This window comes from Chitinophaga sp. (assembly GCF_035564935.1).
GTDB lineage: Bacteria > Bacteroidota > Bacteroidia > Chitinophagales > Chitinophagaceae > Chitinophaga.
In genome coordinates, this window is record NZ_DATMTE010000342.1 from 1 (window position 1) to 12159 (window position 12159).

The following is a 12159-nucleotide window of genomic DNA, read 5'->3' on the forward strand; positions in this document are numbered from 1 at the left end:
TACGGCATACGTGATCGGCGAAGGTGGTTTGCTGACCGAGTTGTATAATGCAGGTTATTCTATTGTAGATGATCAGCCGGATTATGTGATTATCGGGGAAGGAAGAACCATCATGCTGGAATCGGTAGACAAAGCGATCAACATGATCATGAAAGGCGCTAAATTAATTGCTACCAACCTGGATCCCAACTGCCCCATGGGCGATGGTAAGTACAGGGCAGGTTGCGGGGCTTTAGTAGCGATGCTGGAATTTGCCAGTGGTATCAAGGCTTTCAGCGTGGGTAAACCCAGCCCGGTGATGATGCGCATGGCGCGCAAAGCGCTGCAGCTTACCACAGATGAAACCGTGATGATTGGCGATACCATGGGAACGGATATCCTGGGCGCCGGCTCCATGGGCTTTACCACCGTACTCACCTTATCAGGTGTAACCCATGAAAGTGATCTTGCTCATTTCGGTTATTCGCCTGATTTTATTATTAAGTCGGTGAAAGATTTGCTGGATGAAGAGCTGTTTATGAAAGTGATGGGAGCGCCTGCTTTTGCGGAAGCTTATTAAAATAATTTACAGGGGCGCTTTGTATGGCGCCCCTGCTTTTATTACTGATGGTAAGCTGCGGCAAAATCCCCGGCAAAATGATGAAAGGAATCAATGCTGCCGGCGGCGTTATGCCGGTGTTCCCGGTAACTGTCCAACAGCTTATCTTCTCTCAATGCCATCCCGATTTCCAGTACATATACTTTCGCCATTTGTTCCGTGAGGCCGTTCTGCATCAGGCCATATAGCAGGTCGTTGTCGGGGAATCCTATCCATGCCAGCTCCGGCCGGCCGATGGCATTGCCCAATACAGCGGCTACTTCCGCACCGGTGATCTCATGACCAATATAACGTATATGCTTTCCCGTGAACGACAGTGTATCCAGCGCTTCTGCCGCCACCATGGCAATATCGCGGGGATGGGTAAGCACCATGTTTACAGAGGCATCGAAATTATTGCCGATGATGCCCTGTTGTTTTATCATAGGGATGCTGCCAAAAAAATTGGTGTAAAACATGCCGGGCCGGAGATGGAGTATATGCGTATCCGTTAGTTCATTCAGCCTTGCTTCTACGTAGTGGTTAGCCCCCGCAGGCCCTGCGCCGTTTTTCAGGTGAGCGCCTACACTGCTGAGGTTTACCACATGGCCTACGCCGTTTTCAGCAATGGCCCGGGCGTAGTTATCTCCCATGTTGCGTATATACTGCCTTATGTCCGCCGCCTGGAAAGCAGGCGGTATCATGGTGTATACAGCGTCGGCGCCTTTAAAGGCGTTGCGGAGGAACGCCGGATCGTCAACAGACCCGATGGCCGGGATGGCCTCCAAGGCTTCAATAGCTTTGATCCTTTCGGGGTTATGGCTTACGATGGTTACGGTATGCCCGCCGGCAATTAACTGCTGTGCCAGCGGCAGGCTGATATTTCCTAATGATCCTGTTAAAGTGATTTTCATAATTTGTTTGTTTATTTGTTGCTTGCACAAAAGTAAATTTGTACTTACTTTTGTACAAGTACTTACCCTAAAGTATGTATCATGACGAAAGTAAAAGAAACCTCTGTTATACAGGCCAACAAGCAGACCGCATTCAATGAATGCCCCGTCACCTACGTGATGGAGAAGATTGGCGGCTACTGGAAGCCGATCATCCTGTTCCAATTGTTGTCCGGCGCCAAACGTTACAGCGACCTGAGAAAAGGGATCCCCGCTATTACGGAAAAGATGCTGATCCAGCATCTCAAACAACTGGAAGCAGACAACCTGGTAGTACGTATAGCCAGGCCCGTAGTACCGCCCCATGTTACCTACAGCTTAACAAAAACAGGCGCCAACCTGAAACCTGTTTTATATGCCATGGCGGTATGGGCGGTATCAGACAGTAAAGAACATTCAAAAGTATTCGCCAGGAACCTGAAGAATTTCCCCGGCATTCATTAAACCCACATCATCATGAAAAAGATCCGTGCCCTGTTCCTGCTATGCGGTATGCTTATTACAGGATATTACAGTCACGCACAAACAGCCACCTTAAGGGAAGGCGCCCACAATTTTACGCTCCAGTGGATTGGATGGGATAACCCGGGCAAAGTGCAGATAAAGAAAAACAAAGACGGTAATTACACCGTGAAAGGGGAGCAGCGCGACACGCAAACCGGCGGCTTTGTTACCATCGATGGGATACTGAAAGTAGTATCTGCCCGGGAACTCACTTTTGAAGGCAACATTCAAACCATGGACAAAAACCTGAATGGCGGAAAGGTATGCGATAAAACCGGCACTTACCACTTCCTGGCCAAAGGTGCGCGTAAATACTGGCGCCTGCAGGAAATGGATAACTGCGAAGGGAATAACGTAGTGGATTATGTAGATATTTTCTTTTAACGAAAGGGGCCGGTTTACATGGCCTCTTTTTTTATTTCCGGCAGTTCATAGACCCTCACTTCCCCGCTCCTGTGCGTAATCAGCAATTGTCCCTGTGTATTTATCCGTACTGTTATAATATCTCCTCCATAATCAACAATAGCGGCAGCATCAGTGGTGGGTTCCCCGGCAAAGTTATAAGCCCTGATCTCGCAACCTTCCGGCAGCAATTCGCCAAAGCAGGAGAGAGTATCACGGTCTGCCAGCAGAAGCCTGCCAAACCGGGTGAATACAAGGAAAGTATGGTTATTAATGAACAAAACGATATAATTAATATCGTCGGGATCCTCGGCATTCTTATACTGGTCGTTGATATCAAACAATATTTCCTGTGGTAGTTCCGCTGTTTTCTCCATACCAGGGAAAGAGAATAACTGTATGGCTTCACTATAATGTGGTCCTGTAATAAATGTTTTCCCATCGGGAGAAAAATTACCGGCCACCCGGTCATCGCATTGCGTTAGCTCTTCTACTGTCATGGCTTCATCGCTGAAGGTAACCAGGTAGAAAGTGATACTGTCCTGGCCGGCAGGAGTTTCCACCAGGAATTTATTTTTATCCGGGGTGGAATAAAAATTATATGCGCATACCTGGCCGTTTTCCAGCGGGTAGCTATCCATGATAGTGAAATCTGATAACCGCACCCGGTGCAGTGTATCCTGTTCTTCCGGCGATACGAACCACATGAATTTTGCATCTGCAGAAAAGAAGCAGCCGGAGCCTGCGAAATGATACCAGGGGGCATGGTCATATTGCCAAAGCAATTCGCCGTTGTGGTCTGTTATCCTTACGGACGTTTCGCCGGAAAGCGCTATCAGACTGTTATCCGGGGAAGCTGATACTTCGCAGGTTACATAGTTGGTGGTTTGCGCCTGCAGATCTTTACGCCACACTTCCTGCAGGGAAGCATTCAGCCTGATCACTTCCGGCTTTGCGCTGAAGTTGAGCAAATACCCGCCATCTGCCAGCATAGCGATGCCGGCCGGGTTTTGTGGCAATGATAATTTATGAGAGATGGGTAATGATATATGCCTGAATGCTGCCATAATTTTTTTGCAATGAGCGCTAAAGATAAGATGGCTGCTCTTTCAAAAAAAATCAGCGGTAGCTTTTCAACCGGAAAAGCTACCGCTGATGAATACTTTCTATCACTGAACCGATGCCGTAGTGGTTATTCCATCCCGGAGGCGGTTAGCGTTGAGGTAATTGATCAGCGCCTCCGGGTGATCTGTTTGTACGCCCTGTATGCCCTTGCTCATGGCCGCCTGCCAGTGGGCCGGCCCTTCAGTGGGTGTTTGCACATCCAGCCATATGGCCACGTTATATTTCCTGGCAACGGCCATCATTTCCGGTGTGGTAATATTATCGAATACGGCTATACGAACTTTTTTCAGGAAGCTATCCAGTTGCTCCGGCGTACTGATGCCATCCGGCAGGCTGGCCATCAGCGGCACTTCGGGCGCTGTGCTGCGCCAGGCTTTGTACTGCTCTTTTTCATTGAGATATACGATCACCTGTTTTTCCATACCGGCTGCCTGCAGTTGCTTCCAGGTTTCAGGAACATCGGCGGCTTTAAAGTCGAGGTAAATATTCAGCCTGCCCTTACATGCCTGTAATGCTTCCGCAAAGGTAGGCACGCGGTATACTTTCCCATCGGTACTGCGTACCTGCAGTTGTTTAATTTCCGCCAGTGTGAGGTCGGCAACATTGCCTTTACCATCCGTCATTTTATCTACCGTGGCGTTATGCATAAGCACCAGTTGCCCGTCTTTCGTGGTGCGGAGATCCAGTTCGGCGTAGTCGGCCCCGCAGCGGATGGTTTCTTCAATAGCTGCCACGGTGTTTTCCGGCACCTGCACATGGTTGCCGCGATGTGCTACTACCACGAATTTATTTCGTGTAGCCGGCAGCGTTTGGGCGTAGGTATTCATGGCAAGGCAGCAGGCTGCCGCAAGGTATATGGCTGCTTTCATCAGAGAATGGCTTTGGTATCGGTCACGAATACACGCGTACTAACGGTATAGGTACCGCCGGTAGCATTCTGGTATTTCAGGTCTACATAAAAAGCACGGTAGCCATTGGAAGGCAGGGTAGTGGTCACTTTTACCTTCGATTGATGGGCCTGCCCCAAACTTTTGGATTCCCATTTATCATTGCGGAAATCCAGGTCGGAAGAATTGGCCGACCACAGGATCACATCCAGCAGGCGGTCGGAAGTAGCTTTGGCGGTAAGCTGTACTTTACCGCTGTGCGTACTGGTGGTCCAGCTGCAATCGGGATAGGCCTGTTTGCTCAGCGTCATGCCGAAGAAAGCGCTGAGTCCCTGGAATGCCTGTACTTTATCACCCAGATTATGACCGGCATTGGGTACATAGTTGATGAGGTTTTTACCGGGAATGCTGTCTATATAATTCTTGATATTATCTACTACCCAGTATTCATCGTTGGTACCCATGAAAATCATTTTGGGAATAGACAAATTGCTTCTGTAGGAGTAAGGATCGATCATGGTATTGATGGCCTGGCCTTCGCTGGTATGGGCCGCCTGGGGGATGCCCAGTTTTACGTAGTCTTCTATCTGCACACTATATTCTTTCCATGTTTTGATCTGGTAGTCCAGGCTTACGGGCATGTTCAGCACGTCAATCACCATGGGGGCAATGGCTACTACGCGGCTGTCGTTGGCGCCGGTGAGCCAGGTGGTCCATCCGCGTTTGGAAGCGCCGGATACCACGAAGCCATTCACCTTGCGGTGAAGATCTTTTACAGCAAACTCCTGGATCACATCCATGGCGCGCACGGCGCTTTTTACCATGGGGAATAACAGCGGCCAGTTGTAGTCGCCGTCTTTTTTGAACTGGTGAAGGGTATAGGAAATGAGGGCATCTTCCGTTAATTTACCAAACAGCGGCTGGTTGGGTGTTTGACGCAGTACCGCAGTGATAGCGTGGTTGATGGCCGCTACTTTTCCCATCTGCTGGTACAGTTCATCTTCCGGGCCATTCCAGTTGGGCATGCCTTCTTTTACGGAGCCGCCGGTGATGAACAGCAAGGCGCCATCGTATTTAATATCGTCGGGCACCAGGATGGTGAGTTGGTGTTTCCAGGTATATTCCCGCCATTGCTGCGAGGTAAGCAGTACGTTATAGCCTTTACCGTTAACTACATTGAAGGAATCCTTCAGTTCCCATTTGAACGAGGTATCCCCGTTGTTCAGGTAACTTTTAAGGGCGGTAGCGGGTGTTACTGTTTGCTGTGCAAAGATGTTTGTTTGGCTTAGCAGCAGCACAAACATGGCAGCGGCATTTAAAAGGAGTTGCTTCATATCCGGGTAAATTGTTTGAAGGGTTTAGTGAAATATAAGAAATTACCATGGTTTTCCGGTGCCCTGGATCACCCAGGGTTTGGACCATGGACTGTTTTTGCTGCCATTGGCGCCGAAAGAAGAATAGTTGGTTACCTCCAGCCGGCCGGCGGCGGCTTCCATGTTTGCTTTGTTCAGGTTACGTTCTTCCAGCATGTAATACAAACGTACCGGCAGCACCGGTCCTTTTGCGTAAGGGCCGGCATGCAGTACCGGGAAGCCGGTTCTTTTGTAATCGGCCCAGGCTTCGGCTGCGGCGGTCCAGCTGGCAATCCATTTCTGCACAATGATCTGTTCCTGTGTGTGATTGAATTTTACGGTTGGCTGCGCGAGATAAGCGGCAGCGCTGCTACCTACTCCCCAAACATTGAGCGATGCCTGTATGCCCGCGTTGTAGTGCGCTTCGGCATCGCCGGCGGCCCATCCTTTCATGGCCGCTGCTTCTGCCAAAATAAAATGTACTTCTGAGGCGGCAATGATCCTCGCTTTCAGCAGGGGGCCTTTCGGTTGCTGGTAAATATCGTTGAGCCAGGAAACATGCGGGTTGCGGGAAGCCTGGCTGGCGTCCGGACTGAGGTTATACACCGCAGGACCGGAGATGGCCGGCGGCAGCCCCACATAATTTTCATCCTGGTTAATATCATTGAGGGTAAGTCCTTTCGAAGTCAGCACATCGGGGGAAATGTATCTCACCTTCCGCGGCTCTCCTGCAATCACGGTGTCCGTCGCTTTATATACGTTGCCGGTGCCGGCTGGTTTGGTATCATCTACCAATAAAAAACATTGTATTTTATTAGCCCATACGCCCAACCGCGGATCATGTCTTAACTGCAATGCATTGACGAAAGTGGCGCACATTTTCAAACGGCGGTAGTTGCTGCTGTCGGTATCGTAAGCCACGTTGGCCGGCCAGGAATCCGCGTTGCTGTTGCCGGGAAACGACATGGTAGCATCTTCAGAACCATCTGTATTGAGGATAAGCGGATACTGCGCCGGATCGGCCACTATTTTTTCAATACCGGCCTTTGCAATGGCGGGCAGCTTCTCCGACAGCCGCATATAGTAGCGCAATGCCAGGGAATTGGCCATTTTACGCCACTTCACGGGGTCGCCCTGGTAGTACACGTCTACGGCGTCAATGGGGTTGGAATAGGCGCTTTTGGGCTTTGAAAGCAGGGTGTTTGCTTTTTCAAGATCTGCGAGTATCCCGGTGTAAATAGTTTGCTGCGGATCAAATACCGGCAGCGTGGTTTCGGGTGTGCCGTTTTCTCCCTGCAGGGCAAATGTGTAGGGTGCATCGCCCCAGAGGTCGGTGATGAGGCCAAAGAGCAGGGATTTCATCACCAGCGCTACGCCCTGGTGCAGTTCACTGTTCAGTTCCACGCCCCGGTTATACACCAGCTGGTTGTTCCGCAACACATCGTAATAGCCGGTCCAGCTGTTGGAGCCTTCCCAATCGTATTCGTTGTGGGCGGTGGTCCAGCCATCTTTCTGCGTATGCTGCATCACACCCGCCATATCCTGGTAGCCCAGGGTTACCAGCTGCATACCTGCGGTGGTGAGCACGGTAGACAATACCAGGTTGGGATTGGCGGTAGCAGGATTAGCGCCGTTGGGATTTTCGTTCATGCTGATCAGGTCCTTTTTACAGGCCGAAACCGATAAACAAAGGAGCCCGATGCAGAGTATAATGGATTTACGCACTGTTATCATATATCAGGATTAAAGAAGCTCTTAAAAAGTAACGTTCAGTTTTGCGCCCACGGGAATAGCCCAGGGAGTAACATTATATCTTTCGATGCCCTGTTTGAACTGCATGCCCGAGCCCTGCACTGCGGTGGAAGGCTGGTAGGCATTTTCGGGATCGATGCCAATCTTTGCAGCCGTCCACAGGATAATATTCCTGCTGTACACGGAGAAGCTGGCGCGTTGCAGTTTCGCGGAGCTGATCACCCGCTGCGGCAGTTCATAGGTGAGCGATACTTCCCTCAGCTTCAGGTACGATGCAGGGAATAAGAACGCCCTGGTAAACGACCAGGCAGTACTGCCGGCATAGGGAAGGGTAAGCGTTCCATCGTTGCCCAGGTTTTCCGTATAGCCGGTAGGGTTACCATTGCTGTCGTATCCCTTTGCCCTTACGCCGGGAATAAATACGCCGCCATAAGGCAGTACATACGGGCCATAGGTAAAGGGAAAACTGTTGTATTCAGGCGTGGGACCGCCAACCAGCGGGAAGTTATTGCCGGTAGGGATCACCAGCTGATCCTGGTGGCTCACAAGGTAATCGCGCAGTTCCTGTCCTTTCATATTGCCCGGGTTGGTGAGCTTATCCAGGAACAGTTGTGAGTTGCCATGTTCTTCCCCGTAACGGTAAGTTTGCGATACAAAATCGCCGCCGTTTCTCCAGTCGAACGTCATGTTCAGCGTAAAGTTCTTATAGGAGATGGAGGTCTGGAAACCCATGATGAAGTCCGGGTTAAAATTGCCGATCTTATTTTTTGTATTGATGGCGTCTATACTTTGCCATTTGCCGGTATTATCCAATATTGGATAACCGTAGTAAGGAGATGATTTGTCGGTAACCGTTACCAGCTGTGCATCGTATATGTCGCCGATATCTTCGCCTACATAGGTCCATGCCCCGCCTTTTCCTTCCTCCCACAAGGTGTAGTAAGGCATATCATCGGGCAGGGAAATAATGCGGGTCCTGTTGCGGGTAAAGTTAAAGTTCACATCCCATCTCCAGTTCCTGCTTTCTACAGGGGTGCCGCCCAGTGTTAATTCAATGCCCCTGCTTCGGAGCAAACCGGCATTGATGCTGCGGGAAGAATACCCGGAGGAAGGCGGTGTTTTTGGACTGAAGATCTGGTTCTTGTTTTCAACAATATAGTAAGTGCCGGAGAAACGGAGGCGGTTCCTGAACAAATTGATGTCCGTACCGCCTTCATAAGAAGTGGCTATTTCCGGCTTCAGGAAAGGGTTTAGCAGGGTGCCGGAAGTGGTAAGCCGCGGTATATTACCCCAGGCGCCTGCACTGCTGAGCGTGGCCACCAGTTGGTACGGGGATGCATCGTTACCTACCTGTGCAGCGCCGGCCCTTAGTTTTACCAGGTTAATTTTATCAGATGTAATATGCGCTATTTCATTCACAAGTACACTCAGCGAGGCGGATGGATAAAAGTAGGAGGCGGCATCCGGGAGGGTGCTGGACCAGTCGGTACGACCGGTTACATCCAGATAGGCCATGCCTTTGTAGCCCACATTCAGCATACCGTATACACTGTTCACGCCGCGTTCAAAAGTGCTGCTGTAATAGTTGAGGTTGGCGGGCGAAATATTCTGGATGGTATATACTCCCGGTGTATTAAGGCCGGTACCGTCTTTGGTGGAAGTAGTGGTGTTGCTGCCTGTTTGGTAACGCATATTGCCTCCTGCGGAAACGGAGAAGTCGAAATGATGGATCGCTTTTTTATAGGTAAGCAACACATCCATGTTCCGCTCATAATTATCAAGGTTGATGATACCATAGGCGCCACCGGGGTTATTCAGGTAGCTGTTGGCAATTTTTGTTTCCCTTTTTTCGCCATAGGTATCCAGTGAGTACCGTGCCATAAAAGTAAGGGAAGGCAGTATTTTCCAGTCGGCGCGTATGTTACCAAACAACCGGTCCCTTACAAACCCGTTCTTCACTTCATATGCCAGGAAGTAAGGGTTATTGAATACGCCGTTGTATTGGGTCCGTTGCTGTAGTCCTTCCTGGCCCGGCATCCAGTAGTCGGCCAGGTCGCGCACATCAATATGCGGGGAGATGCTGTACACCGCCTGCAATGGGTTAGCGCCGCGATCGCCCGCCGCGCGGTTGTTGGAGTTGTTGCGGCTGAAATCGATGTTGGTGCTTAAGCTGAACTTTGAATTTACCTGTAAGGCGGAGTTCAGGCTCAGTGTATTTTTATAGAGATCGGTATTGGGAATGATGCCTTTGTTCGACATGTTGGCGTAAGCAATGCGATAGGAGATCTTGTCGTTATTGTTAGCAACAGAAGCACCGGCAATGGTGGTAATGCCGGTGTTAACGAAGTTCTTCACGTTGTTCTTATGCGAAACGAGCGGCATCGGTATCTTTTTACCGTTGGCATCGAGTGGACTGTTCCATTGCACTTCTTCATAACCCATATCCAATTCAGCGCCGAAAGTACCGTCTACATTTTCCTGGATGATGCTACCAAAGGGATTCGTGAGCAGGTTGCCGCTGCGGGAAAAAGGAATGCCCGCCAGCTGACCGGAGCCGAATTTCGTTTGCCAGTTCAGGTATTTATATGGAATATCGAACACGGAGTTTACGTAGGCATCCACCGTTACCTTATTTACTTTCTTACCTGTTTTGGTGGTGATCAGTACTACGCCGTTACCTGCGCGGGAACCGTATAAAGCAGCGGCGCTGGGGCCTTTCAGGATGGTAACGCTTTCAATGTTATCAGGATTGATATCAGAAATGGCATTGCCATAGTCCACCATATTATCTTTACCTATCTGGCTGATGTTGTTAACGGTGTTGGCTACCGGTACGCCGTCTACCACAAACAACGGCTGGTTGTCGCTGCTGAGGGAGGTGGCGCCGCGTATGATCATGCTTACAGAGGAGCCGGTAGTACCGGTGGAGTTGATGGTAACGCCGGCTACTTTACCAGACATGGAGTTGAGCAGGTTTTCCTGTGGCATGCGGTTAAATTCTTTGCCACCCAGTTCTTCCACGGAATAACCCAGCGCTTTCTTTTCCCTTTTAATGCCCAGTGCCGTTACCAGCACCTGGTTTAACTCTTCTACTTTTTTTTTCAGTACCACCGATAAGGATAACCTGCTGGAGTCGTTGATCATATAGCCGCGAAGGGTATCGGTAGTGTATCCCATTTGTGACAGTACAAAATGATAAGGGCCGCCGGCAGGTAATCTGGTAAATGTAAAGATGCCTTTTTCATTGGTGACGGTGCTTGCCAGTACTTTGTTATCTGCATCTTCCATCTTTACCATTACGCCGGGGAGCGTTTCATTACTTTCATTCTTTATCATGCCAATGGCAGCAGGACGGGTATTTTGCGCCAGTACATTTCCGGGAGTTAATTGCCAGAGCAACAGTAACACCCAGGTGATAGTTGCGTAGCATGAATGCTTGGTTTTTACACACATAAAATTTTCATTTTAGGCAAAAGGAAGTCTGTGCAGCCTCATAGAGGTTGCGGGTGTTGTAAGTATGGGAAAATATCTTTCCGGGATTATTGTACTATGTAGATAACATCATCTTTCTGATTAATAGTAAGATTATTTAACGTACCAATAGTTGCCAGGAATTGTTTTAATGTTTCTTTGCTACTGTCGAATGTGCCGGTGAAATTCATGCCTGTAAGGCTGTTCTCTGTGTATTGAATTTTTACATGATATTTTTCGGAGAGCTGCCTGAAAACGCCCGCCAGCGGTTCATTGTTGAAGGTGATAATTTCGTTTACCCGTACAGGTGTTTTTTCCTGCCTGTTACTGATGACCGCATTAACTGTAACCATTTTCTTTTGCCGGTCGAAACGAAGCTCCTGGCCGGGCGCCAGGTACACATCTTTAACAGCGGCGTGTTCATGCTTTACTACCACTTTACCGCTGATCAGCTGTACCTGTGTAATGCCTTTCTGCTCCCATGCTGTTATTTTAAACACGGTACCTAATGCGGTGGTGCCTAACTGCCCGGCATACACGGTGAAAGGATGGTCTTTATCCGCTGTTACCCTGAACACGGCCTGGCCTGTTAAGTAAATATCCCGGTGGTTGCCGGTAAATGGTTCCGGGTATTTCACTTCGCTCTGCGGCGCCAGTTCTACCAGGGTACCATCGCTTAATTGCAGGGGCATCATTTTTTTCGTGTTGTTCATCAGAATGCGCAAAGGGGCCGTAGCAGCCACATTCACCGGCGCCGGTTTTACCACCGCCATTTTCTCTTCCGGGGAAGAACGTAGTATGCTCCACAGCAGCCCGCCGGAAATGAGCAGCACCACTGCGGCTGCCGCTGCATACCAGCGTTTACCGGAATGCTTTTTTTGAAAGGTATGGCCCCCGATCACCATCATCATCTTACCGGAAACAGCTTCCGGTAATTGTTCGCCGGTTTGAAAAGAATGCCAGCTTTCTTCTGTTAAATAAGGTTGTAAAGCTTCCGGATGTTGTGCAATGTATTCCTTTACCCATTGCTTTTCCTCCTCACTGCATTCATCCCGGAGAAACTTTTCAATAAGTATTGCTGAATGCTTCATAGTATGTATTCGTTTGAAAACAGTAAATCCCTCACTGCTTCATAT

At 49.5% G+C, this 12159-nt stretch carries 10 protein-coding genes; 3 read left to right on the forward strand and 7 right to left on the reverse strand.

The annotated features are described in order from the left end of the window. Positions 1 to 559: HAD-IIA family hydrolase (locus tag VN105_RS09025; protein WP_325640024.1), on the forward strand; the 559-nt coding region annotated here is incomplete at its 5' end. Between the two features lie 41 nt (positions 560 to 600). Here VN105_RS09025 and VN105_RS09030 read toward each other — a convergent pair. Beyond that, entirely contained in the window at positions 601 to 1491 is an 891-nt protein-coding gene (locus VN105_RS09030) for an NmrA family NAD(P)-binding protein (protein ID WP_325640026.1), read from the reverse strand. An 81-nt stretch (positions 1492 to 1572) separates the two neighbouring features. Here VN105_RS09030 and VN105_RS09035 point away from each other — a divergent pair, with 81 nt between their 5' ends. Then, positions 1573 to 1974: a helix-turn-helix domain-containing protein gene (locus tag VN105_RS09035; RefSeq protein ID WP_325640028.1), complete on the forward strand. Its 402-nt coding sequence runs from the start codon at positions 1573 to 1575 to the stop codon at positions 1972 to 1974. A 12-nt stretch (positions 1975 to 1986) separates the two neighbouring features. Beyond that, positions 1987 to 2418 carry a hypothetical protein gene (locus VN105_RS09040; RefSeq protein WP_325640030.1) on the forward strand — a complete coding sequence of 144 codons (432 nt, stop codon included), beginning with the start codon at positions 1987 to 1989 and terminating at the stop codon, positions 2416 to 2418. A 14-nt stretch (positions 2419 to 2432) separates the two neighbouring features. Here the strand turns inward: VN105_RS09040 and VN105_RS09045 are convergent, their stop codons facing one another. The 6 genes from VN105_RS09045 to VN105_RS09070 form a co-directional block, all read right to left on the reverse strand. Beyond that, on the reverse strand, positions 2433 to 3503 hold the full coding sequence (locus VN105_RS09045; protein WP_325640032.1) for a hypothetical protein: 1071 nt from the start codon (positions 3501 to 3503) through the stop codon (positions 2433 to 2435). Between the two features lie 102 nt (positions 3504 to 3605). Next, complete coding sequence (locus tag VN105_RS09050) at positions 3606 to 4430, reverse strand: glycerophosphodiester phosphodiesterase family protein (RefSeq protein ID WP_325640034.1); 825 nt, start codon at positions 4428 to 4430, stop codon at positions 3606 to 3608. Beyond that, positions 4430 to 5782 carry a PhoPQ-activated pathogenicity-related family protein gene (locus VN105_RS09055; protein ID WP_325640037.1) on the reverse strand — a complete coding sequence of 451 codons (1353 nt, stop codon included), beginning with the start codon at positions 5780 to 5782 and terminating at the stop codon, positions 4430 to 4432. Before VN105_RS09055 ends, VN105_RS09050 begins: the two co-directional genes overlap by 1 nt. Before the next feature lie 42 nt (positions 5783 to 5824). Further along, the gene (locus VN105_RS09060; protein ID WP_325640039.1) at positions 5825 to 7534 is read right to left on the reverse strand and encodes a SusD/RagB family nutrient-binding outer membrane lipoprotein; all 1710 of its coding nucleotides are present in this window, start codon (positions 7532 to 7534) and stop codon (positions 5825 to 5827) included. A 21-nt stretch (positions 7535 to 7555) separates the two neighbouring features. Beyond that, on the reverse strand, positions 7556 to 11005 hold the full coding sequence (locus VN105_RS09065; protein WP_325640041.1) for a SusC/RagA family TonB-linked outer membrane protein: 3450 nt from the start codon (positions 11003 to 11005) through the stop codon (positions 7556 to 7558). An 86-nt stretch (positions 11006 to 11091) separates the two neighbouring features. Continuing rightward, positions 11092 to 12114 carry a FecR family protein gene (locus tag VN105_RS09070; RefSeq protein ID WP_325640043.1) on the reverse strand — a complete coding sequence of 341 codons (1023 nt, stop codon included), beginning with the start codon at positions 12112 to 12114 and terminating at the stop codon, positions 11092 to 11094. Between the last annotated feature and the right edge of the window lie 45 nt (positions 12115 to 12159).

Excerpts from the sequence above, each read along its gene's own strand:
- VN105_RS09040 (WP_325640030.1), top strand. The coding sequence starts at position 1,987 with ATGAAAAAGATCCGTGCCCTGTTCCTGCTATGCGGTATGCTTATTACA.
- VN105_RS09055 (WP_325640037.1), bottom strand. The coding sequence starts at position 5,782 with ATGAAGCAACTCCTTTTAAATGCCGCTGCCATGTTTGTGCTGCTGCTA.
- VN105_RS09035 (WP_325640028.1), top strand. The coding sequence starts at position 1,573 with ATGACGAAAGTAAAAGAAACCTCTGTTATACAGGCCAACAAGCAGACC.
- VN105_RS09045 (WP_325640032.1), bottom strand. The coding sequence starts at position 3,503 with ATGGCAGCATTCAGGCATATATCATTACCCATCTCTCATAAATTATCA.
- VN105_RS09030 (WP_325640026.1), bottom strand. The coding sequence starts at position 1,491 with ATGAAAATCACTTTAACAGGATCATTAGGAAATATCAGCCTGCCGCTG.
- VN105_RS09070 (WP_325640043.1), bottom strand. The coding sequence starts at position 12,114 with ATGAAGCATTCAGCAATACTTATTGAAAAGTTTCTCCGGGATGAATGC.
- VN105_RS09065 (WP_325640041.1), bottom strand. The coding sequence starts at position 11,005 with ATGTGTGTAAAAACCAAGCATTCATGCTACGCAACTATCACCTGGGTG.
- VN105_RS09050 (WP_325640034.1), bottom strand. The coding sequence starts at position 4,430 with ATGAAAGCAGCCATATACCTTGCGGCAGCCTGCTGCCTTGCCATGAAT.
- VN105_RS09060 (WP_325640039.1), bottom strand. The coding sequence starts at position 7,534 with ATGATAACAGTGCGTAAATCCATTATACTCTGCATCGGGCTCCTTTGT.